This window comes from Pseudomonas entomophila (assembly GCF_029193575.1).
Classification (GTDB): Bacteria; Pseudomonadota; Gammaproteobacteria; order Pseudomonadales; family Pseudomonadaceae; genus Aquipseudomonas; species Aquipseudomonas entomophila_G.
Map to the genome: position 1 here is coordinate 24,268 of NZ_JARGCS010000061.1, position 23,967 is coordinate 48,234.

Genomic DNA, 23,967 nt, shown 5'->3' on the forward strand with positions numbered 1-23,967 from the left:
CCACAGATCTTGCTTTATCTTCCTTCATCAGGCGTCCACCATGGCCATCGCCTCCTCGACGTCAACTGCAACAAGACGTGAACAGCCCGGCTCATGCATGGTAACGCCCATCAACTGATCGGCCATTTCCATGGCAATCTTGTTATGCGTGATATAGATGAACTGCACGGTTTCGCTCATTTCCTTCACCAGCCGGGCGTAACGCCCGACGTTGGCATCGTCCAGCGGCGCATCGACTTCGTCGAGCATGCAGAACGGTGCGGGGTTGAGTTTGAAGATGGCGAACACCAGAGCGAGGGCGGTCAACGCTTTCTCGCCACCGGACAACAGATGGATGGTGCTGTTCTTCTTGCCCGGTGGGCGCGCCATGATCGTCACCCCTGTATCGAGTAGATCTTCGCCCGTCAGTTCCAGATAAGCGCTGCCGCCACCGAAAACTTTCGGAAAAAGCGCCTGCAAACCGGCATTTATCTGATCAAAGGTATCCTTGAAGCGGTTGCGGGTTTCCTTGTCGATCTTGCGGATAACATTCTCCAGCGTCTCCAGTGCCTCGACCAGGTCGGCGTCCTGGGCGTCGAGGTAGCGCTTGCGCTCGGACTGCTGTTCGTACTCCTCGATGGCGGCCAGGTTGATCGCGCCCAGGCGCTGGATGCGTGCCTCGATCTGCTCCAGCTCCTGTTCGGTGCCCTGCTCACTGGCCTCGGCCTCCAGGGTGGCGAGCACGCCTTGCAAGTCGTAGCCGTCGGCCAGCAGTTGCTCCTGCAGGGTCTTGCGGCGCACGTCCAGCCCTTGGGACTCCAGGCGCGACTGCTCCAACTGGCCACGCAGCAATTGCGACTGCTGCTCGGCCTGGGTACGGCGCTTCTCGGCGTCGCGCAACTGGCGGTCGGCATCGTCCATGTGCAGGCGCGCCTGGCGCATCTCCTCGTCGACGCTCATGCGCCGCTCGAGCAATTCTTCCAGCTTCAGGCGCAACTCCTCCAGCGGCGCCTCGCCCTCCTCCAGGTTCAGGCTCAACTGCTCCTGACGCTCGCTCAGGCGCGCAGCCTGCTGTTCGAGGCGCTCCAGAGCCTGGCGGGTGGAGTCGTGCTGGGCGCGCAGCGACCCCAGGCGCACGGCCAACTGGTGGGCGTGGTCCTTGTGCTGGCGGGCTTCCTGGCGGATGCGGTCAAGGCCCTCGCGCAGGGTGTCGCGGCGGGCCATCAACTGCTCGCGTTGCTCGGTGTCCTGGGCCATCAATTCCAGGGCGTCCTGCAACAGCAGGCGCGATTCGCCCAGTTGCTCGTGCTCCAGGGCGCGTTGCTCCTGAAGCTCGGCGAGCTCTTCGTGCAAGCGGCGGCGACGCAGTTCCAGCTGCTCGGCGCGGGCACGGCTGGCCGAGAGGCTGGCCTTGTACTCACCGAGCTGACGGTTTTCGTCCTGGCTGCGACGACGCAGTTGCTCGCGCTGCTCCTCCTGCTCCTGCTGCTGTTCGCGCTGGGCCTGGAGTTGCGCCTGCAACTGCTGCAACCGTGCCTCGCCTTCGCGCTGCTCCTGGCCCAGGCGCTCGATCTCCTGGCCGCGGGCCAACACGCCGCCCTGGGACTCGCCACCGCGGCTGACCCGCAGGAAATGCCGGCCGACCCAGTAGCCGTCACGGCTGACCAGGCTCTGCCCCTCGGCCAGTGACGCGCGTTGCGCCAGCGCCTGCTCGAGGCTGTCGACGGGGCGCACCTGGCCCAGCCAGGGCGCAAGGTCGGTGCGTCCCTCGACCTTGTCGAGCAGGCTGCCGGGCAACCGCGCGTCTTCGCCAGCGGCCAGCAGCAGGCGCAACTCGCCCTGCTCCAGCGCGGTGAAATCCAGGCTGGCGAAGTCATCCACCAGCACGGCTTGCAAATCGGCGCCAAGCACGGTTTCCACCGCCAGTTCCCAGCCCGGCTCGACGCGCAGCCCTTCGGCCAGCCGTGGGCGCTGCTCCAGCCCTTGGCCACGCAGCCATTCGCCGGCCCCGGCGCCCGGCTCCAGGGCCGCTTGCTGCAAGGCTTCCAGCGAAGCCAAGCGGCCGCCGAGGCGCTGTAACTCGCCCTGCGCCTGTTGCTGGGCGTGGGTCGTCTGCTGCAATTGCTCGCGCAAAGCCTCCAGGCGCTCGACCACCTGCTGCTCCTGCAGGTGCAGGTCTTCAAGGAGCATCTCGCTGCTGGCGACCTGCTCGGCCAGTTCGAGCATCGCCGCATCCTGCGGGTCTGCGCCCAACTGCTCGCTCTCCTCGCCCAGCTTGCGCTGGCGCTCGGCCAGGCGCTCCAGGCTGCTTTCCAACTGCTGCAAGCGCGCCTGCTGGACCTCAGCCTGGCGGCGGGGCTCGGCGGAGCGGGTATTGAAGCCGTCCCACTGCTCCTGCCAGCCGTGCATGCCCAGCTCGGCCTCCTCAAGGGCAGCGGCGGCCTCCTCGGCGGCGGCCAGGGTCATCTCCTGCTCGGGCTCGAGCATCGCCAATTCTTCACCGAGGGTCGCCAGCAAGGTGCGGTCGTGGCCAAGGTGCGATTCGGTCTCCAGGCGCGTGCGCTCGGCTTCCTTGAGGTCGTCCTGCAACTGGCGCAGGCGCTGCTGGCCATGCTGGATGCTCTGCTCGACCCGGGCGATGTCGCCAGCCACCGAGTAGAAGCGCCCCTGCACCTGGTTGAATCGTTCGGACAGCTCGTGATGGCCATCGCGCAGGCGCTCGATGCTGGCATCGGCGTTGCGCTGCTCGGCCACCAGCGCCTCGAAGGCCACCTCCTGGTCGCCGATGATCGTCTCGCGCTGGCGCACGCGCTCGTCCAGGGCGCGCCAGCGCAGGGCCGACAGGCGCGCCTTGAGCTGGCGCTCCTGGGCCTTGTATTCCTTGTACTTCTCGGCGGCCTGGGCCTGGCGGTGCAGGCGCTCGAGCTGGCGCTCCAGCTCCTCGCGCAGGTCGGTCAGGCGCGCCAGGTTCTCGTGGGTGCGGCGGATGCGGTTCTCGGTCTCGCGGCGGCGCTCCTTGTACTTGGAGATGCCCGCCGCTTCCTCGATGAAATTGCGCAGCTCCTCGGGCTTGGCTTCGATCAGCTTGGAGATCATGCCCTGCTCGATGATCGAGTAGCTGCGTGGCCCCAGGCCCGTGCCGAGGAAGATGTCGGTAATGTCGCGTCGACGGCACTTGGCGCCGTTCAGGTAATAGGTGTTCTGCGCGTCGCGGGTGACCTTGCGGCGGATGGAGATTTCGGCGTAGGCGGCGTACTCACCGACCAGGGTGTTGTCGCTGTTGTCGAACACCAGCTCGATGCTCGCCTGGCTCACCGGCTTGCGCCCCGACGAGCCATTGAAGATGACGTCGGTCATCGACTCGCCGCGCAGGTTCTTCGCCGAACTCTCGCCCATCACCCAGCGCACCGCGTCGATGATGTTGGACTTGCCGCAGCCGTTGGGCCCGACCACTGCCGCCATGTTGCTGGGGAAGTTGACCGTGGTGGGGTCGACGAACGACTTGAACCCAGCCAGACGAATGCACTTGAGGCGCATCGGTCAGGCCTGCGCCAACGCGGCCAGCACCAGCTCGCAACTGCGCTGGCAATAGGCGACCAGCACTTCGCGGATGCGCGCCAGGTCACGGGCGACCACGCCCTCGAGCAGGCGGGCGAACAGTTCCAGGTAGTCGTCCATGCTGGCCTGGCGCTGGTCCAGGGCCAGGTAGTAGGCGCGACTCATGGCCGGCTGAAGATTCTCGACCGTTTCCTGAAGGTAGGGGTTGTCGGCGAACGGATACGCGGCACGCATCACCGCGAAGCTCTCGGCAACGAAGGCCTTGATGTCCTGGGCGTTGCGGGCCTGTTGCAGGCGCTGCTGGATGTCCAGGAACGGGCGCAGGTCGGCATCGCCGCGCCAGCGTTGGGCAACCGCGTTGCCCAGCAGGATGTACAACTCGGCCATCAGGCTGCAGAGGCTGCGTGCACTGTGCTCGTCCAGTTCGGTCACGTGGGCGCCACGGCGCGGCAAGATAGCCACCAGGTGGCGACGTTCGAGGATCAGCAGCGCCTCACGCACCGAGCCGCGGCTGACATTCAGCGCCTGGGTGACCTTCTGCTCCTGGATGCGCTCGCCCGGCGCCAGTTCGCCGCGAATGATCCGCTCGGCCAGGTAGTGGGCAATCTGCTCGGAGAGGCTGTCCGGCGCCTTGAACGTCATGGTTTTCCTTCAGAATCGAGAACGAAGCACAAAGGCGCGATTGTAGCGCACTTGCCCACTGCCCGCGCATAGCGCCGAGCGGCTTTGTGCGACCCGCCGGTCAGGCGCCCTGGCCGGCGCGATCTATGCTTGTAACAAGGCACGTTTGGGCGGTGAAGTCGTGGCACGGGCTAAATCTTGACCTTTGAGTCAGAAAAATATTGACCTGAAGGTCAGCCCTTGCTTAGAGTCCGCCCAACAACAATAAAACCCTTGCGAGGCCCACCCCCGTGATCCAGTTTCTCGTCAACCAGGAGCTGCGCAGCGAGCACGCCCTGGACCCGAACATGACGGTGCTGCAATACCTGCGCGAGCACCTGGGCAAACCCGGCACCAAGGAAGGCTGCGCCAGCGGCGACTGCGGCGCGTGCACCGTGGTCGTCGGCGAGCTGACCCAAGACGACCAGGGCGCCGACACCCTGCGCTACCGCAGCCTCAACGCCTGCCTGACCTTCGTTTGCGCCCTGCACGGCAAGCAGTTGATCAGCGTCGAAGGCCTCAAGCACCAGGGCGAGTTGCACAGCGTGCAGCGCGCGATGGCCGACTGCCATGGCTCGCAGTGCGGCTTCTGCACCCCAGGCTTCGTCATGTCGCTGTTCGCCCTGCAGAAGAACAGCGCCGGCCACGACCTGCACCAGGCCCAGGAGGCCCTGGCCGGCAACCTGTGCCGCTGCACCGGCTACCGGCCGATCCTCGATGCCGCCGAGCAAAGCTGCGCCCGCCCCTGCCGCGACCAGTTCGACGCCCAGCAGGCACAGACCATCGCCCGCCTCAAGGCCATCGCCCCGCAGCAAACCGGCGAGCTCAACAGCGGCGACAAGCGCTGCCTGGTGCCACTGACCGTGGCGGATCTGGCCGACCTGTACAGCTCGCACCCCGAGGCGCGCCTGCTGGCCGGCGGCACCGACCTTGCATTGGAGGTCACCCAGTTCCACAAGACCCTGCCGGTGATGATCTACGTCGGCCACGTGGCCGCACTCAAGCGCATCGACAAGACCGCCAGCCACCTGGAGATCGGTGCCGCCACCCCGCTCACCGACTGCTACGGCGCGCTCAACGAGGAATACCCCGACTTCGGCGACCTGCTGCACCGCTTCGCCTCGCTGCAGATCCGCAACCAGGGCACCTTGGGCGGCAACATCGGCAACGCCTCGCCGATCGGCGACTCACCGCCCTTGCTGATCGCCCTGGACGCGCAGATCGTCCTGCGCCAGGGCCAGCGCCAGCGCACCTTGGCGCTGGAGGATTACTTCATCGATTACCGCATCACCGCGCGCCAGGACAGCGAGTTCATCGAGAAGATCATCGTGCCGCGCGCCCGCCAGGATTGGGCATTCCGGGCCTACAAGGTCTCCAAGCGCCTGGACGACGACATCTCGGCGGTGTGCGGCGCCTTCAACCTGAGCATCGAGGACGGCGTGGTCAGCGGCGTGCGCATCGCCTTCGGCGGCATGGCGGCGATCCCCAAGCGCGCCCGCGCCTGTGAAGCGGCACTGCTGGGCAAGCCTTGGAGCCAGGCGACCGTGGAGCGCGCTTGCCAGGCCCTGGCCGAGGACTTCACCCCGCTGTCGGACTTCCGCGCCAGCAAGGAATACCGTCTGCTGACCGCGCAGAACCTGCTGCGCAAGTACTTCATCGAACTGCAATCGCCGTACATCGAAACCCGGGTGACCGCCTATGTCTAACCATCACGCCGTCAAGAGCCAGGCCGAGATGGCCGAACTGTTCCGCCAGGACCTGACCACCGGGGTCGGCCGCAGCGTCAAGCACGACAGCGCCGACAAGCACGTCTCGGGCGAGGCGGTGTACATCGACGACCGCCTGGAATTCCCCAACCAGTTGCACGTCTATGCCCGCACCTCGGACCGCGCGCACGCGCGCATCCTGCGCATCGACACCGCCCCGTGCTACACGTTCGAGGGCGTGCGCATCGCCATCACCCACGAAGACATCCCCGGCCTGAAGGACATCGGCCCAGTGGTCGCCGGCGACCCGTTGCTGGCCATCGACAAGGTCGAGTTCTTCGGCCAGCCGGTGCTCGCCGTGGCCGCCCGCGACCTGGAAACCGCGCGCCGTGCGGCGATGGCGGCGATCGTCGAGTACGAAGACCTGGAGCCCGTGCTGGACGTGGTCGAAGCGCTGCGTAAAAAGCACTTCGTGCTCGACAGCCACACCCACCAGCGCGGCGACTCGGCCGCCGCGCTGGCCAGTGCCCCGCACCGCCTGCAAGGCACCCTGCACATCGGCGGCCAGGAACACTTCTACCTGGAGACGCAAATCTCCTCGGTGATGCCCACCGAGGACGGCGGCATGATCGTCTACTGCTCCACCCAGAACCCCACCGAGGTGCAGAAGCTGGTGGCCGAGGTGCTGGACGTGCCGATGAACAAGGTGGTGCTGGACATGCGCCGCATGGGCGGCGGTTTCGGCGGCAAGGAAACCCAGGCTGCGAGCCCCGCCTGCCTGTGCGCGGTGATCGCGCGCCTGACCGGCCAGCCGACCAAGATGCGCCTGCCGCGCGTCGAAGACATGACCATGACCGGCAAGCGTCACCCGTTCTACGTCGAGTACGACGTCGGCTTCGACGACAACGGTCGGCTGCACGGCATCGAGTTCGATCTGGCCGGCAACTGCGGCTATTCGCCAGACCTTTCCGGCTCGATCGTCGACCGCGCCATGTTCCACTCCGACAACGCCTACTACCTGGGCGACGCCACGGTGCACGGCCACCGCTGCAAGACCAACACCGCCTCCAACACCGCCTACCGCGGCTTCGGCGGCCCGCAGGGCATGGTCGCCATCGAACAGGTGATGGACCACATCGCCCGCCACCTGGGGCGCGACCCGCTGGCGGTGCGCAAGGCCAACTACTACGGCAAGACCGAACGCAACGTCACCCACTACTACCAGACCGTCGAGCACAACATGCTCGAGGAGATGACCGCCGAGCTCGAAGCCAGCAGCGACTACGCCGAGCGGCGCAAGTCGATCCGTCACTTCAACGAGCACAGCCCGGTGCTGAAGAAAGGCCTGGCGCTGACGCCGGTGAAGTTCGGCATCTCGTTCACCGCCACCTTCCTCAACCAGGCCGGTGCGTTGATCCACATCTACACCGACGGCAGCATTCACCTGAACCATGGCGGCACCGAGATGGGCCAGGGCCTGAACACCAAGGTGGCGCAGGTGGTGGCCGAGATTTTCCAGGTGGATTTCAGCCGCATCCAGATCACCGCCACCAACACCGACAAAGTGCCCAACACCTCGCCGACCGCCGCCTCCAGTGGCGCCGACCTGAATGGCAAGGCCGCGCAGAACGCCGCCGAGATCCTCAAGAAACGCCTGACCGAGTTCGCCGCGCGCCAGTACAAGGTCACCGAAGAAGACGTGGAGTTCCGCAACGGTCACGTGCGCGTTCGCGATGAGATCGTCAGCTTCGAGCAACTGGTGCAGCAGGCCTACTTCGCCCAGGTATCGCTGTCGAGCACCGGTTTCTACCGCACGCCGAAGATCTTCTACGACCGCAGCCAGGCGCGTGGCCGGCCGTTCTACTACTTCGCCTTCGGTGCCGCTTGCGTGGAGGTGATCGTCGATACCCTGACCGGCGAGTACAAGATGCTGCGCGCCGACATCCTGCACGACGTGGGTGACTCGCTGAACCCGGCCATCGACATCGGCCAGGTGGAAGGCGGCTTCATCCAGGGCATGGGCTGGCTGACCACCGAGGAACTGGTGTGGAACGCCAAGGGCAAGCTGATGACCAACGGCCCGGCCAGCTACAAGATCCCGGCGGTCGCCGACATGCCGATCGACCTGCGGGTGAGGCTGGTGGAGAACCGCAAGAACCCGGAAGACACGGTGTTCCACTCCAAGGCCGTGGGCGAGCCGCCGTTCATGCTCGGCATCGCGGCGTGGTGCGCGATCAAGGACGCGGTGGCGAGCCTTGCCGACTACCGCGTGCAGCCGAACATCGACGCGCCGTCCACACCGGAACGGGTGCTGTGGGGCTGCGAGCAGATGCGCCAGGCCGTGGCCACCGCACAGCCCGCCGAAACACGCCCGGAACCGGTAACCCACTGACGCCGCCCCCTGTGGGAGGGGGCTCGCCCCGCGATGTGAAGCCACCATCGCAATCGCGGGACAAGCCCCTCCTGCAAGGTCAGCAGCAAGACCTGGAGAGGTTGAATCATGCACCAATGGATCAACGCCCTCGCCGACCACCAAGCCCGTGGCGAAGCCTGCGTGCTGGTGACCATCATCGAGGAGCGCGGCTCGACCCCGCGCAACGCCGGCTCGAAGATGGTGGTCAGCGCCACCGGCCTGTTCGACACCATCGGCGGAGGGCACCTGGAATACAAGGCGCTGCACATCGCCCGGCAGATGCTCGCGGAACAACGCGGCACGCCGCACCTGGAGCGCTTCAGCCTCGGCGCCAGCCTCGGCCAGTGCTGCGGCGGCGCCACCGTGCTGCTGTTCGAACCGATGGCCGCGGTGCAGGCGCAAATCGCCGTGTTCGGCGCAGGCCACGTCGGCCGCGCTCTGGTACCCTTGCTCGCCGCGCTGCCCTGCCGGGTGCGCTGGATCGATTCGCGCGAGCAGGAATTCCCGCAGGTGATCCCCGAGGGGGTGACCCAGGTGGTCAACGAAGAGCCGGTCGACGAAGTCGCCGAACTGCCCGCCGGCAGCTACTGCATCGTCATGACCCACAACCATCAGCTGGACCTTGAACTCAGCGCCGCGATCCTGAAACGCAACGACTTCACCTGGTTCGGCCTGATCGGCTCGAAGACCAAGCGCGTGAAGTTCGAGCACCGCCTGCGCGAGCGTGGCTATGACGATGCGCTGCTGGCGCGCATGCGCTGCCCGATGGGCCTGGCCGAGGTCAAGGGCAAGCTGCCGATCGAGATCGCCGTGTCGATCGCCGCGGAAATCATCGCCACCTACAACGCCTGCTTCGGCCAGCATGACGCTGCCGTCAACGCCGGCCCCATTGCCCAGTTGCTGCCGCCCTCCCGGCGCAGCCAAGCTATCTGACGAGCCCTACATGAGCACAACCCGCAAAGCCTACCGCGCCGCCCTCCTGCACAGCATCGCCGACCCGGCCGAAGTCGGCCTGCAAGCCTCCCATGAATACTACGAGGACGGCCTGCTGGTGATCGACGAGGGCCGCATCAGCGCCCTCGGCCATGCCAGCGAGCTGTTGCCGACCCTGGCCGCCGACATCGAGGTGGTCCACTACCAGGACGCGCTGATCACCCCCGGCTTCATCGACACCCACATCCACTTCCCACAGACCGGCATGATCGGCTCGTACGGCGAGCAACTGCTGGATTGGCTGAACACCTACACCTTCCCCTGCGAACAGCAGTTCGCCGACAAGGCCCATGCCGACAAGGTCGCAAAGATCTTCCTCGGGGAACTGCTGCGTAACGGCACCACCACCGCGCTGGTATTCGGCAGCGTGCACCCCGAGTCGGTCAACGCGCTGTTCGAGGAGGCCGAGCGCCTGGACCTGCGCCTGATCGCCGGCAAGGTGATGATGGACCGCAATGCCCCCGACTACCTGACCGATACCGCCGAGACCAGCTACAGCCAAAGCAAACAACTGATCGAGCGCTGGCACGGCAAGGGCCGCCTGCACTACGCGGTGACCCCACGCTTCGCCCCCACCAGCACCCCCGAGCAACTGGCGCTGGCCGGGCAACTGCTCAAGGAGCACCCAGGCGTGTACCTGCACACGCACCTGTCGGAGAACCTCAAGGAGATCGACTGGGTCAAGGACCTGTTCCCCGAGCGCAAGGGCTACCTGGACGTCTACGACCACTTCGAACTGCTCGGCGAGCGCTCGGTGTTCGCCCATGGCGTACACCTGTGCGACGAGGAATGCCAGCGCCTGTCGGACACAGGCTCTGCTATCGCGTTCTGCCCGACCTCCAACCTGTTCCTCGGCAGCGGCCTGTTCAACCTGCCCCAGGCCGAGCGCTTCAAGGTCAATGTGGGCCTGGGCACCGACGTGGGGGCCGGCACCAGCTTCTCGCTGCTCAACACCTTGAACGAAGCCTACAAGGTGATGCAGCTGCAAGGCGCGCGCCTGCACCCATACAAATCGCTGTACCTGGCCACCCTCGGCGGCGCCCGCGCACTGCGCCTGGACGACCGCATCGGCAGCCTGCGCCCGGGCAACGATGCCGATTTCGTGGTGCTCGACTACAAGGCCACGCCGCTGCTGGACTACCGTCTCCAGCAATCCAACAGCATCGAGGAAACCCTGTTCGTGCTCACCACCCTGGGCGACGACCGGACCGTGCGCGAAACCTATGCGGCCGGTCGACGCGTACACCAGCGCTGAGCGTCAGAAGTAGGCCAGTCGCAACACCGCGACCTCGCCCGCGTGAGGCCCCTGCTCCAGACGCAGAACGGCTACCAGGCGCACCAGCCGGCCACGCGCCTGCGACTGCTGCAGCAGTTGCTCGGCCTCCGTCGGCAACTGCTGGCGCCAGTGTTGCAGCCAGGCGTCGGACAGCAGCGCGCGGCCTTCCTGGAGCGCGAACTCGACCCCCGCTTGCTCGCTGGTCGCCATCGCCACCAGGTAGCTGCGTTCGCTCGCAGCCTGGTGGTACAACACCACGCTGCCGGCGCGGTGGCGCTGGGTCAGGCCATACTGCACCAGCATGTCATCGACCAGGTTCAGCGCAAGATGACGCATGCGCGCACCGCTGACCGCCGCCAGCAGGTTCTGGCTGTGGCTGCCGGCGGCCCTCAGGTAATACAGCGACGGTGTCGCGGTGGCCTCATCCACCATCAGTGGCAGGCGCCACGCCGCACCGCTGTCCAACCCGGCGGGGGTTTGCTCGCGAAGCAACAGCAGGGGGTCGGCGAGTTCATCGACCGGACGGCTGCCATACGCCCAACCGCCACTCACGTTCTCGAGGTAAAGCAGGCGCTCGTGGTCACTGCCCTGGGCCCGCTCGAAGACGTGTCGCGCCGCGTTCAAGGCGCTTTGCCGGGTCAGGCCGGTGCGTGCGCCACTCACCTGGCTGTCCAGCGGCGCAGTGAACAACGGACGGCGCACGGCCCAGCCGCCACTGTCCCTCGCCACGAGCCAAGGCTGCTCATTGAAGCGCTCACGCAGGCAGCGCTCCAGGTCATCGAAGCTCAAGGCACTGCTCAGGCTCGAAGAACGACTGAGCAGCACCTGGCTGCCAGGCTCGGCGGGAAATACCGGCAGGAACTGCCTGCTGACGAGCGCGCCCCGCACGCTGGCCTGGCCCTGCACACCGTACAGGCCCGTGCCCGCGCCCAGCTCGATGTCACTGGCGCCCAGGGGGCGTAGTTCGTGGCGCCAGTTCCTCAGGTTCGGCAAGGGTGCGTGGTCGCCCGCGGCAATGTTCACCCGCTCCCACAGCAGCAGCCCGCGACGCTGGCCCTCCAACTGCACACCCCCCAGAATCGGGTGCAACACCCCTTGGCGTCGGGCATTGCGCAGCAGGGCGGCCAAGCGCAGGTCCGTGACGGTGGCGATCAGCGTGTCCAGCCAGGGGTCGCTCAACAACAGCATGCCATTGGCATCCTGCAACGATACCTGCCCCAGGGTATGCGCCTGCACCAGCACATAAACCTCGGGCAAGCCGCGCCTGCGCAACACCATCAACTGGCTCTGGCCCGTGCCAGCGGCCTCCAGCACTTGGTAGCCACGCGCTGTCACCACGCTGCGCAGTGCGCTGGTCAACGGTTCGGGGTCGAGGCTGCCCATGGCATCACGCAACGCTCGGTGCTCGTGTGGCTGCAAATACCAGCACAATTGCCGCAAAGGCCCATCCTGGGCCTCTATGGCCAGGTGCCGCACGTGCGCATGCACGGCTATCGCGGTCATTTCCTGCAGCGGCTCCAAATGGGGATCGGCCAAGCGCTCTTGCAAGCGTATGAGGCGTGTGTCGGTGAGCGACTGCCCGGCAGTATCGGCACGCCGGTAAAGGGTCTCGCCAAGCGCACGGCGGCTGCTCTGGCTCAACGATGGGAAACGGGCGGCCAGGCGTTGCTGGAAGGTCTCGGTGAAGCCTCCCAGGACCCTGGGCGTATCCACGGGGGTGTCGCCAAGGGCGATGCGCACAGGCCCTGCGCCGCGCTCGATCAACGCATCGAGCTCGGCGAGCGTGCCCGGCATCGCAGCATTCGGGCGCACATAAGCGACGTTGCGAGGCTGCATGCCCTCCAGGATGGGGTAGTAGTGCCCGTCCAAGCGCACGCCAGGCAAGCGCACTTGCCTCGCGCCGGCGAAGGTGACGTAGACCCGACCGTCACTTAGTGTCGAGATCCCATCGCCCTGGCTGAGATTCCAGCGCACCGCCTGCCAACTGTCGCCCACCGGCACCGGCCGCAGGTGCGCGCCCTCGCGCAGGTATTGGGTAGACCACCCTGGCGCTACGCCATCCTGCAGGAACGAGTAGGCGAACTCGACTTGCTGCTGGTTATCACGCAAATCGTACCGTGCCAGCTCCCGTCGTCCCCGGGCCAGCGCCTGTACCCGCGTGGTGTTCCTCAGGGGCGGATGCTGGCTGCGCGGCCCCCAGTCGGCGAACAGCCGTTCGGCTTCGGTGAGCTTGCCACCCCCACCGCGCAGACCGACTTCGGCATGCATCACCCAACGCGCGCCCTCCTGGCGTACCGGCGCTTCATACAACCGCGCGGCCGTGGCACGCAGGCGCAGGGTGGCCTCATCGCTGCGCCGATAGACCTCGTAGGCCAGCCCGTCCTGCCAGATGTACTGCCTGCCGTGCTGGCGCCAGGTGTTCGCGTCCATGCCACCCAACGGCTCGGCACCGTCGAGCAGTTGTCCGCTGGCATAGCCCCGCCACGGCTGGCGCGCCGCGCGTTGCTGCACCACCTGGCGCACTACACGGCGCAGGGTCGAGAGCGACGCCCCCACCGGGAGGGCCGTGAGGAAGATGTCGATGACGCCCATGGCCACGCTCAAGGTTCCACGGATCATCTGGATGCTGTCACCCGTGCGCCAGGACTCGGCCACCTCCAGGGCCCCATCATGGATCGCCATCACGCTCTGCCAGGTCCCCAGCCCAGGGATCACCCCGAGCGCGAGCCACAGGTAGCCCACATGTCGCAGGTGGCTGGCGTGCACGTTGCTCTTGCGAATACCCGCCTGGCTGCGCCCTTCTTCGCGGGCCTGGGCCACCATCAAGTTGCATCGCCCGGCCAGTTGCAGGCCTACCAGGGTCTGGTCGAGGCAGGGGACCGTCCTGAGGTAGCCGGTGTAGTTGCGCAACGCCGCCTGGTGCAGGTAGCCGAGCAAGACGCTCGGCTCGTCACTGCAACGCTGGGCGATGTAGAGGGCCAGTTGCGGCATGCTGCGAATGCAAGAGGCCAGGTAGGCCACGGCTTCCTCGAGGCTTTCTCGCTCGATCAGGCGCACCGACGCCATGGCCCCAGGCAGGTAGATCAGCGCGTGACCGTCGTCATTGACCAACGCCGCCGCGCCCTCGACCGTCTGCCCCAGTTCCTGGGTCGAATGCACCAGCACCCAGTGCAAGCGCAGCCCAGCCTCCTCCAGCGCCTGCCTCGACGGTGCCTCGGCGGCCTGTTCGAGCATCCGGGCACCTTGCTCGCTCAGGTGAGCGCGCCAGCGTTCGGTGGTGGCCAGCAATTTCAGTTCTAGCAGAAACGGCTGGCGCAGCCGCTCAGGGTCGCCTGCCTGTCCCGGGTCGAATTCCTTGCGCAGCTTCTCTTCGTAACGCCTGAGCGGGTCGAGGTCGGGCAATACCTGGGCAAGGTAGTCATGGTCGATACCTTGCACATGCCATCGCGCACGATCCAGCCGGGTGTATTCATCGTCGTTGCGCGGGTCGAAACTTTCGCAGGCGACCTCCGAGACGGTGCTGGGCAGGTACGGGAGCGAGAAGTCCAGCGAATGATCGGGGCGCCATAGCAGAATCTCGTCGATGCCCACTTCGATCGCAAGGTCCTCGAAAATACGCGCCTTGAGCAGCCTGCCTGCCCACACCGGAAACAGCGGCACTTCAGCACGCAGGTGGCACTCCAGGGCGAGTGCGGCGGCATGGTAATCGCGCAGCATGTGCGCATAGGCAATGCGTTCGGCGTCGCTGCGCGACAGTATCCACGTCGGCATGTGCTCAATCAGCGCATCGGCTTGCCACTGCCGCTCGGCCAGCGCCAGCGCTGCCTGGCGGCAGGTGTCACCGGGGATGGCCAGCGCAGCGCGCGCCAGCATCAGGTGGCGCTCACGGGCTTCGGCGGTTTCGTCGGCGGAATCGCCCTGCCAATAGGAAAGCATTGCATCCCACAACCCCTCCAGCCCTTCCTCGGCTGGCAGCCACTGCAGTTCGCGGTCCTCGTCCGGCAATGCCAGGGCGGCCGGCAGCCCCCCTTCGCGCAGGGTGAAGGCCAGGCGATCGCTCAGCCGTTGCCTGTCGTCAAGGCATGCCATCCCTCCCCCTTCGCCCTGCACCCACAACAACAGCGGGATATCACGACGGCCGGACGACCAGGCCTGCCGCTCGGTCAATACCCATACCCCCGGCAGCGTTTGCTCGCCCACCTGGGCTGCCAACCAAAGCCTGGACGGCGCAGCCTCTGGCGCCAGCAGGCGCTGAGCATGTCCCACCGCCAGCAGGCCCTCTTCCGCTTGCAGGCCTGCTTCCGCCCGCATTGCGTCGAGTGTGGCCTCACGCAGCCTGGCCACGGATGCGCGCCAACCCGCCTGCTCGCCGAGCAGGATTTCCTGAACGCGTTTCCACGCGCCCTGCCGGCCCGAGAGCAACGTCCGCCAAGGCGCTAACAGCGTGGCGCTCGGCACGCCCTGGCCGAAACGGTCGAACAGCCGTTGCAGCAGGGCGTTGCGGCGTTGCTCGAGCAATTGCCGTGGGTAGCGCGATGGCTGGCTGCCCAGGTCGAGCAGGTCTGCGTAGTCGTCAGCTTGCTGTGCACTGGCGCTGGCCACGGCCTGGCGCCAGTGCTCCAGCCCTTGGGCAATGGCCTGGCTACGGTTACGAAATTCGCTGGGCAAGGCCTGAAGCCATTGGTCGTCCGACTGCGCCGCTACGTCCAGGGCAACGGCCAGTTGGTTGAGGCAAGCGATCGGCTCGGCGCACGCTGCGAGCACGCACTGCAATTGATAGTTGGCCTGCCCGAGCTCAGGCGACACTGTCGACTGCTCGGGGCGCTGGCTCGTCGGGAGTACTTCGATCAGGCGATCGAGTGAATTCATGCTGACGGCTCCTTTGGTGAAGAGCCGTGGAAGATAGAGAGACGTAAAGCGGACGGGCGTTAGTTATCTAACACCCTGCGGGGAGGACATGTCGCGTGTCGACCTGGCAAACGATCAACCCTTCGCCGAAGCCTTGGGCTTTTTCTGCAACAGGTGGGAGAACACTGCATGCAGGTCGTCCGAAGCGCTCTCCTCGTCCAGGTTCAGCTTGCTGTCGATGTGGTCCATGTGATGCATCATCAGCTCCACCGCCTGCCCGGCATCACGCGCCTCGATGGCGTCGATCAGCTGCATGTGCTCGTCGTAGGAGCAGTGCGAGCGGTTGCCGCTTTCGTATTGGGCGATGATCAGCGAAGTCTGCGACACCAGGCTGCGCTGGAAGCTCACCAGCGGCGCATTGCCTGCGGCTTCGGCGAGCTTGAGATGGAATTCGCCGGAGAGGCGGATGCCCGCGCCGCGGTCGCCACGGGAGAAACTGTCGCGTTCCTCGCGGACCATCTGGCGCAGTTCGTTGAGTTGCTCGGCGGTGGCGTGCTGCACCGCAAGCTCGGTGATGGCGCGCTCGACCATGCGCCGGGAGAAGAACACCTGGCGCGCTTCTTCGACCGTCGGGCTGGCCACCACGGCGCCACGGTTGGGCCGCAGCAGCACCACGCTTTCATGGGCCAGGCGCGACAAGGCGCGGCGGATGATGGTGCGGCTGACGCCAAAGATCTCGCCCAGCGCTTCCTCGCTCAACTTGGTGCCCGGCGCGAGGCGCTGTTCGAGAATCGCCTCGAAAATATGCGCGTAGACGATATCGTCCTGGGTACCGCTGCGCCCGGCCTTGCCGTTGCGCGCAGGTTTCTTCAGAGGTTGCAGCTGTTCGTTCATGGGCTCTCGAGCGCAAGGGATCGGCCAGTCGGACCTTGACTGTAATACCTGTCAGAGGGGCGCTGGCAAGTCCTGGTGGAAAAAAGGGACCAAGGTATCGGCGCATTGTACACAGGCTGAGCCGTTTCTGCAGGTGGCCTTTTCCCATATAGCTACCGAGCCGGGGATTGTGCGCACAAAAGATAAAACATTATTTGCATTCTTTGTACACAAAAGCATAATCCAGCGAGCAACTTCTTGACCCATAAGTCAACAAACTGGTCAGACGTCTGCCAACCCCCTCGCGGAGCCCCCAAGTGCATTGCGCAGGAACCAGGCTTCGAACAACAAGAAAGACTTGAGGAGTACTCGCTGTGGAAAGCCGCAAATCCGACGCCCCTACGCTGGATCTCGCCCCACCGCTCGAAACGAGCTGGCTGGAGCGGATTTTCAAACTCAAGCGACATGGCACCACCGTCAGGACCGAGCTGATCGCCGGGGTGACGACGTTCATCACCATGGCCTACATCATCTTCGTCAACCCCAACATCATGGCCGACGCCGGCATCGATCACGGCGCGGCGTTCGTCGCCACCTGCATCGCCGCCGCCCTGGGCTGCCTGCTGATGGGCCTGTACGCCAACTGGCCGGTGGGCCTGGCGCCGGGCATGGGGCTCAATGCCTTCTTCACCTATACCGTGGTCGGCACCATGGGCTACACCTGGGAAGCGGCACTGGGCGCGGTATTCGTCTCGGGCGTGCTGTTCATGTTCCTGACCTTGTCGCGGGTGCGCGAGTGGCTGCTCAACAGCATCCCGGTGAGCCTGCGGCATGCCATGGGGGCCGGCGTCGGACTGTTTCTCGGACTGATCGGCCTTAAAACCGCGGGGATCGTGGTCGACAGCCCGGCCACGCTGATCAAGCTCGGCTCGCTGCACGAACCTGGCCCGTTGCTGGCAGCGGTGTGCTTCCTGCTGATCGCGGTGCTGAGCTACCACCGAGTGTTCGGCGCGATTCTGATCAGCATCATCGGCGTCACCCTCGCCGGCTGGGGCCTGGGGCTGGTGCAGTTCGGCGGCGTGCTGTCGATGCCACCGAGCCTGGCGCCGACCTGGATGGCCATGGACGTGGCCGGGGTGTTCAACGTCAGTATGATCAGCGTGGTGCTGGCGTTCCTCTTCGTGCATATGTTCGACACCGCCGGCACCTTGATGGGCGTGGCCCAGCGCGCCAACCTGGTGGCGCCGGACGGGCGCATCGAGAACCTGTCGCGCGCGCTGAAGGCCGACAGCGCCTCCAGCGTGTTCGGTGCGGCGGTGGGCGTGCCGCCGGTGACCAGCTATGTAGAGAGTGCCGCAGGCGTGGCAGCGGGCGGGCGCACCGGCCTGACCGCCGTGGTGGTAGGGCTGCTGTTCGTCGCGGCGATGTTCTTCGCCCCGCTGGCCGGAATGATCCCCGCCTACGCCACCGCCGGCGCGCTGATCTACGTGGCGATGCTGATGATGGGCAGCATGGCGCACATCAACTGGGACGAGGCCACCGACAGCATTCCGGCGATCGTCACGGTGATCATGATGCCGCTGACCTTCTCGGTGGCGGACGGTATTGCCTTGGGCTTCATCAGCTACGTGGCGTTGAAGGCAGGGACCGGTAAATACAAGGAAATCTCGGCGAGCCTGTGGGTGCTGTGCGTGATCTTCATCGCCAAGTTCGTGTTTCTCTGATCCGGCCGTCTGGCGCCGGTGGTTACAGGGGCTGCGCAAGTGCGCAGCCTTTTTTTGTGCCTCGGTTTTTCGGGGGTTGTCCCGCGATAGGGCCGGCACAACCCGACAAAAACGCCAGACAAAAAAAAGCCCGCCAGTGTGATAGCGGGCAAGGACCTACGAAGATTCTTCTAGCGACCAACTAGCTTCCACGATAGGTCGAATAACTGTAAGGCGAGATCAGCAGCGGTACGTGGTAGTGCTCCTGCCCCTCGTCGATGCCAAAGCGCAGCACCACCACGTCCAGGAACGCCTGGTCCGGCAGTTGCACGCCCCGGGCACGGTAGTAGTCGCCTGCGCTGAACTGCAACTGGTAGACCCCGGTACGGTAGTCGTCGCCCTGCAGCAGCGGCGCGTCGACGCGGCCATCGCTGTTGGTCAGGGCAGTGTTCACCAGCTCCAGCTGCTGGCCTTCGACACGGTACAGCTCGACCTTGATCGAGCTGCCCGGGCAGCCATGCGCGGCATCCAGTACGTGTGTGGTCAAACGTCCCATGTGCGTGTCGCCTCTTGTGCTAATCGTGGGCAGAAAATACACGGCAGGCACCACGGCGGTGCATGCCGCATCCGGGGATGGGAGCATTAAGACACTTTCACAATAAATTGTACACAATTTTCTAAACCCTTCTCTGGCGCGCATTTGCCGCACCCTGCACATGCACCCTCAGTCGAAATGCAGGCCCTGAGCCAACATCAACTCCATTAGCTGACCAAGCAGGCAGGTTTCTTGCAGTGCCTTCAGCGCCGACAAAAGGGAAGAAATGCGGAAAAACAGGCTTACAAACGGTTTCAAAAGTTGTATACAATCAGCCCATCCGGTGCGTGCGACATCTCGACGCGGTTCGCCCACCACCCGCACTAACGTACAAGAAGGAAGACTGCAGTGAGCGCTGACTACCCACGCGACCTGATCGGTTACGGCAACAACCCTCCTCACCCGCGCTGGCCGGGCAATGCCCGCATCGCCCTGTCTTTCGTCCTCAACTACGAAGAAGGCGGCGAACGCAACATCCTGCACGGCGACAAGGAGTCCGAAGCCTTCCTCTCCGAAATGGTCGCCGCCCAGCCCCTGCAGGGTCAGCGCAACATGTGCATGGAGTCGCTCTACGAATACGGCAGCCGCGCCGGTGTCTGGCGCCTGCTCAAGCTGTTCAAGGACAGCGGCGTGCCACTGACCGTGTTCGCCGTGGCCATGGCCGCCCAGCGCCACCCCGAGGTGATCCGCGCCATGGTCGAGGCCGGCCACGAGATCTGCAGCCACGGCTACCGCTGGATCGACTACCAGAACATGGACGAGGCCCAGGAGCGCGAGCACATGCTCGAGGCCATCCGCATCCTCACCGAACTGACCGGCGAGCGCCCGGTCGGCTGGTACACCGGCCGCACCGGCCCGAATACCCGGCGCCTGGTGATGGAGGAAGGCGGCTTCCTCTACGACAGCGACACCTACGACGACGACCTGCCCTACTGGGAACCGAACAACCCCACCGACAAGCCGCACCTGGTGATCCCCTACACCCTGGACACCAACGACATGCGCTTCACCCAGGTGCAGGGCTTCAACTGCGGCGAGCAGTTCTTCCAGTACCTCAAGGACGCCTTCGACGTGCTCTACGAAGAAGGCGCCGAGGCACCGAAGATGCTCTCCATCGGCCTGCACTGCCGCCTGGTCGGCCGCCCGGCGCGCCTGGCCGCGCTCAAGCGCTTCATCGACTACGCCAAGGGCCACGACCAGGTCTGGTTCGCCCGTCGCGCGGACATCGCCCGCCACTGGCACGCCACCCATCCGTACCAGAAAGAGAACGCCTGATGACCGCCTTCAACACCCTCAAGCCCTCGACCCTGAGCCGCGACGCCTTCGTCGCGGCCTTCGCCGACATCTACGAGCATTCACCGTGGGTCGCCGAAAAAGCCTATGACCTGGGCAACCTGGCCGAGCTGGACGAGATCGAGGCGCTGCACCAGCGCATGAGCGACCTGCTCCTCAGCGCCAGCCACGCCGAGCAACTGGCGTTGATCAACGCCCACCCGGACCTGGCCGGCAAGGCGGCGATCCAGGGCGAGCTGACCGAATCGAGCACCCACGAACAGGCCGGCGCCGGTATCCACCAGTGCACCGCCGAAGAGTTCGCCCGTTTCACCGAGCTCAACGACGCCTACAAGGCAAAGTTCCAGTTTCCGTTCATCATGGCGGTCAAGGGCAGCAACCGGCACCAGATCCTCGCCGCCTTCGAAAAACGCATCCACAACGACGTCGATGCCGAATTCAAGGAAGCCCTGGCGCAGATCAACTTGATCGCCCTGTTCCGCCTGCTGCAGCTTTGAGGACCGAACCCGGAACTGGCCCGAGTGCGTGACGCGACCGCACCCAGGGCCTGCCGTGACCAGGTCCACCCTATTGAAGAACAACGAACCTAGAAGAGATAACCGCATGCGTACCCTGATGATCGAGCCCCTGACCAAAGAAGCCTTCGCCCCGTTCGGTGACGTGATCGAAACCGATGGCAGCGCCCACTTCATGATCAACAACGGCTCGACCATGCGCTTCCACAAGCTCGCCACGGTCGAAACCGCCGAGCCTGAAGACAAGGCGATCATCAGCATCTTCCGCGCCGACGCCCTGGAGATGCCACTGACCGTACGCATGCTGGAGCGCCACCCGCTGGGCAGCCAGGCTTTCATCCCGCTGCTCGGCAACCCCTTTCTGATCGTGGTCGCGCCTGTTGGCGATGCACCTGTATCAGGCTTGGTCCGAGCCTTCCGCAGTAATGGCAGGCAGGGCGTTAATTACCATCGCGGCGTTTGGCACCACCCGGTGCTGACGATCGAAAAGCGGGATGACTTCCTGGTGGTTGATCGCAGTGGTTCCGGCAACAACTGCGATGAGCATTACTTCACCGAGGAACAGATGCTGATCCTCAATCCCCACCAATAAGAAAAGGTCGACCATCCGAACCAGGTGGTCGGCAGAGGTACATACTGTGGAAGCACACCTTCACGAATGGCTGAACCTGAGCATTCGCTGGGTTCACATGATCACCGGTGTCGCCTGGATCGGTGCATCGTTCTACTTCGTCTGGCTGGAAAACAACCTCAACCGGAGCAACCCGCGCGAGGGGCTGTCGGGTGACCTCTGGGCCATCCACGGCGGTGGTATCTACCACCTGGAGAAGTACAAGCTGGCGCCACCGAAGATGCCCGAGAACCTGCACTGGTTCAAATGGGAAGCCTACTTCACCTGGATGTCGGGCATCGCCCTGCTGTGCGTGGTGTTCTACTGGAACCCGACCCTGTACCTGCTGGCCCCCGGCAGCAACCTGAGCGGTGCCGAGGGCGTGGCCATCGGCATCGGCTCGCTGGTCGCCGGCTGGTTCATCTACGACGTCCTCTGCGACTCGCCCCTGGGCAAGAAACCCGCCCTGCTCGGCGGCGTGCTGTTCGTGCTGATCATCGCCGCCTGCTGGGGCTTCAGCCTGGTGTTCAGCGGCCGTGGCGCCTACCTGCACACCGGCGCGATCATCGGCACCATCATGGTCGGCAACGTGTTCCGCATCATCATGCCGGCCCAGCGCCAGCTGGTGGCGGCGATCGAGAAGAACGAAACCCCCGACCCGGTGCTGCCGGCCAAGGGCCTGCTGCGTTCGCGCCACAACAACTACTTCACCCTGCCGGTGCTGTTCATCATGATCAGCAACCACTTCCCGAGCACCTACGGCAGCCAGTACAACTGGCTGATCCTGGCCGGGATCGCGGTGGCCGCGGTGCTGATCCGTCACTACTTCAACACCCGCCACGACAGCAACAAGTACGCCTGGGCCCTGCCCGTCGGCGCCCTGGCGATGATCTGCCTGGCCTACGTGACCGGCCCGAAGCCGCTGCCAACCGCCCCCGAGCAGGCCGCCGCGAAGGTCGAGTACCAGCCGCTGCCGGCCAGCGCCGTGGGTGGCAAGACCGCTGCCGAGCTACGTGCCGAGCAAGCCACCAAGGCCGTCGAAGCCCCAACCGCCCCGGCCGAGGCACAGGCAGTGGCCCAGGCCGCCCCGGGCAACTTCGAGAAGATCCACAGCGTCATCCAGGAACGCTGCACCGTGTGCCATTCGGCCAAGCCGACCAGCCCGCTGTTCAGCACCGCCCCGGGCGGCGTGACCTTCGACACCCCGCAGCAGATCCAGGCCCAGGCCGCGCGCATCCAGGCGCAGGCCGTCGCCAGCCAGATCATGCCGTTGGGCAACATCACCCAGATGACCGTCGAGGAACGCAAGCTGGTCGGTGACTGGATCGCCAAGGGCGCCCCGGTCAACTGACAGCACCCCACCCTGTGGGAGCGGGCTTGCCCCGCGATGAGGCCGGCATGGCCGGCCTCGACTCCAAGGAAACACCGCAACAAGCAAGCATCGAGCGTGCGCCCCAGGCGGGAACCCCGGGCCCTTCATTCAAAGGGCCCGCCGCCCGAGGCCGCGCGCTTGGATCCGAGAATAAAAACAAAACTCGAGGTGCTGCATGTCCGAGTCACCCAAGGCGTACATCCCCGTTGCGCCGCCACGACAGCCCCTGCCCTTGTTCCAGCTGATCCTGGTGGGCCTGCAACACGTCCTGCTGATGTACGGCGGCGCTATCGCCGTGCCGCTGATCATCGGCCAGGCCGCTGGGTTGTCCCGAGAAGAAGTCGCCTTCCTGATCAACGCCGACCTGCTGGTCGCCGGCGTCGCCACCCTCATCCAGTCGTTCGGCATCGGCCCGGTGGGCATCCGCATGCCAGTGATGATGGGCGCCAGCTTCGCCGCGGTCGGCAGCATGGTGGCCATGGCCGGCATGCCCGGCGTGGGCCTGCAAGGGATCTTCGGCGCGACCATCGCCGCCGGGTTCTTCGGCATGCTGATCGCGCCGTTCATGTCCAAGGTGGTGCGCTTCTTCCCGCCGCTGGTCACCGGCACGGTGATCACCTCCATCGGCCTGTCGCTGTTCCCAGTCGCGGTCAACTGGGCCGGCGGCGGCCAGGACGCCAGCACCTTCGGCTCGCCGATCTACCTGATGGTCGCCGGCCTGGTGCTGGCGGTGATCCTGCTGATCAACCGTTTCATGCGTGGCTTCTGGGTCAACGTGTCGGTGCTGGTGGGCATGGGCCTGGGCTACCTCCTGGCCGGCGCCATCGGCATGGTCGACCTCTCGGGGCTGGGCGAGGCGCCATGGTTGCAGGTGGTCACCCCGCTGCACTTCGGCATGCCGACCTTCAGCCTGGCGCCGATCCTCTCCATGTGCCTGGTGGTGGTGATCATCTTCGTCGAGTCCACCGGCATGTTCCTGGCCCTGGGCAAGGTCACCGACCGCGAGGTCACCCCGGGCATGCTGCGCCGTGGCTTGCTGTGCGATGCCGGCGCCTCGTTCGTCGCCGGTTTCTTCAACACCTTCACCCACTCCTCGTTCGCCCAGAACATCGGCCTGGTGCAGATGACCGGGGTACGCTGCCGCTACGTCACCGTGGTGGCCGGCGGGCTGCTGATCCTGCTCAGCCTGCTGCCCAAGGCGGCCTTCCTGATCGCCTCGATCCCGCCCGCAGTGCTGGGCGGGGCGTCCATCGCCATGTTCGGCATGGTCACCGCCACCGGGATCAAGATTCTCCAGGAAGCGGACATCGCCGACCGTCGCAACCAGTTGCTGGTGGCGGTCAGCGTCGGTTTCGGCTTGATCCCGGTGGTCAAGCCGGAGTTCTTCTCGCAGATGCCGCACTGGATGGAGCCGATCACCCATAGCGGCATCGCCATGGCCACGCTCAGCGCCCTGGTGCTGAACCTGCTGTTCAACATCCTCGGCGGCAAGGAACGCGCGGCGCACAACGCCGCCTGCCACGGCCACTGAGGCACAAAGGGCGGCGCTCTTGCCGCCCTGTTGCTCACCTTC

Annotated in this window: 15 protein-coding genes; 10 read left to right on the plus strand and 5 right to left on the minus strand. The window is 65.5% G+C overall.

The window, feature by feature from the left end; genetic code table 11:
• Window positions 1–27 precede the first annotated feature (27 nt).
• Together smc and P0Y43_RS26830 are read right to left on the minus strand one after the other, a co-directional pair.
• Complete coding sequence (gene smc / locus P0Y43_RS26825; protein ID WP_275640285.1) at window positions 28–3,516, minus strand: chromosome segregation protein SMC; 3,489 nt, start codon at window positions 3,514–3,516, stop codon at window positions 28–30.
• 3 nt (window positions 3,517–3,519) lie between these two features.
• Entirely contained in the window at window positions 3,520–4,179 is a 660-nt protein-coding gene (locus P0Y43_RS26830; RefSeq protein ID WP_275640286.1) for a GntR family transcriptional regulator, read from the minus strand.
• Window positions 4,180–4,448: 269 nt separating this feature from the next.
• Between P0Y43_RS26830 and xdhA the strand changes: the two genes are divergently transcribed.
• The 4 genes from xdhA to guaD all read left to right on the plus strand — a co-directional run bounded on the left by xdhA (window position 4,449) and on the right by guaD (window position 10,564).
• Window positions 4,449–5,903 carry a xanthine dehydrogenase small subunit gene (gene xdhA, locus P0Y43_RS26835; RefSeq protein ID WP_275640287.1) on the plus strand — a complete coding sequence of 485 codons (1,455 nt, stop codon included), beginning with the start codon at window positions 4,449–4,451 and terminating at the stop codon, window positions 5,901–5,903.
• Window positions 5,896–8,295 carry a xanthine dehydrogenase molybdopterin binding subunit gene (gene xdhB, locus P0Y43_RS26840; RefSeq protein ID WP_275640288.1) on the plus strand — a complete coding sequence of 800 codons (2,400 nt, stop codon included), beginning with the start codon at window positions 5,896–5,898 and terminating at the stop codon, window positions 8,293–8,295. Before xdhA ends, xdhB begins: the two co-directional genes overlap by 8 nt.
• A 108-nt stretch (window positions 8,296–8,403) precedes the next feature.
• Window positions 8,404–9,249 carry a xanthine dehydrogenase accessory protein XdhC gene (gene xdhC / locus P0Y43_RS26845; RefSeq protein ID WP_275640289.1) on the plus strand — a complete coding sequence of 282 codons (846 nt, stop codon included), beginning with the start codon at window positions 8,404–8,406 and terminating at the stop codon, window positions 9,247–9,249.
• Window positions 9,250–9,259: 10 nt separating this feature from the next.
• Complete coding sequence (gene guaD / locus P0Y43_RS26850) at window positions 9,260–10,564, plus strand: guanine deaminase (protein ID WP_275640290.1); 1,305 nt, start codon at window positions 9,260–9,262, stop codon at window positions 10,562–10,564.
• A 3-nt stretch (window positions 10,565–10,567) separates the two neighbouring features.
• Here guaD and P0Y43_RS26855 read toward each other — a convergent pair whose 3' ends face one another.
• Window positions 10,568–15,454, minus strand: a complete 4,887-nt coding sequence (locus tag P0Y43_RS26855; RefSeq protein ID WP_275640291.1) for a hypothetical protein — start codon at window positions 15,452–15,454, stop codon at window positions 10,568–10,570.
• 114 nt (window positions 15,455–15,568) lie between these two features.
• Entirely contained in the window at window positions 15,569–16,327 is a 759-nt protein-coding gene (locus P0Y43_RS26860; RefSeq protein WP_275640292.1) for a GntR family transcriptional regulator, read from the minus strand.
• Window positions 16,328–16,680: 353 nt separating this feature from the next.
• On the opposite strand from P0Y43_RS26860, the gene P0Y43_RS26865 reads away from it, so the two are divergent.
• Window positions 16,681–18,030, plus strand: coding sequence for an NCS2 family permease (locus tag P0Y43_RS26865; protein ID WP_430540291.1), 1,350 nt, complete (start codon window positions 16,681–16,683; stop codon window positions 18,028–18,030).
• Between the two features lie 181 nt (window positions 18,031–18,211).
• Here the strand turns inward: P0Y43_RS26865 and uraH are convergent, their stop codons facing one another.
• Window positions 18,212–18,565 carry a hydroxyisourate hydrolase gene (gene uraH / locus P0Y43_RS26870; protein ID WP_275640293.1) on the minus strand — a complete coding sequence of 118 codons (354 nt, stop codon included), beginning with the start codon at window positions 18,563–18,565 and terminating at the stop codon, window positions 18,212–18,214.
• Window positions 18,566–18,952: 387 nt separating this feature from the next.
• Between uraH and puuE the strand changes: the two genes are divergently transcribed.
• The 5 genes from puuE to P0Y43_RS26895 all read left to right on the plus strand — a co-directional run bounded on the left by puuE (window position 18,953) and on the right by P0Y43_RS26895 (window position 23,925).
• Window positions 18,953–19,879 carry an allantoinase PuuE gene (gene puuE, locus P0Y43_RS26875; protein WP_275640294.1) on the plus strand — a complete coding sequence of 309 codons (927 nt, stop codon included), beginning with the start codon at window positions 18,953–18,955 and terminating at the stop codon, window positions 19,877–19,879.
• On the plus strand, window positions 19,879–20,394 hold the full coding sequence (gene uraD / locus P0Y43_RS26880) for a 2-oxo-4-hydroxy-4-carboxy-5-ureidoimidazoline decarboxylase (protein ID WP_275640295.1): 516 nt from the start codon (window positions 19,879–19,881) through the stop codon (window positions 20,392–20,394). Before puuE ends, uraD begins: the two co-directional genes overlap by 1 nt.
• A 106-nt stretch (window positions 20,395–20,500) precedes the next feature.
• On the plus strand, window positions 20,501–21,004 hold the full coding sequence (locus P0Y43_RS26885) for an ureidoglycolate lyase (protein WP_275640296.1): 504 nt from the start codon (window positions 20,501–20,503) through the stop codon (window positions 21,002–21,004).
• Between the two features lie 46 nt (window positions 21,005–21,050).
• Window positions 21,051–22,373, plus strand: a complete 1,323-nt coding sequence (locus P0Y43_RS26890; RefSeq protein WP_275640297.1) for a urate hydroxylase PuuD — start codon at window positions 21,051–21,053, stop codon at window positions 22,371–22,373.
• Between the two features lie 196 nt (window positions 22,374–22,569).
• On the plus strand, window positions 22,570–23,925 hold the full coding sequence (locus P0Y43_RS26895) for a nucleobase:cation symporter-2 family protein (RefSeq protein WP_275640298.1): 1,356 nt from the start codon (window positions 22,570–22,572) through the stop codon (window positions 23,923–23,925).
• Window positions 23,926–23,967 lie beyond the last annotated feature (42 nt).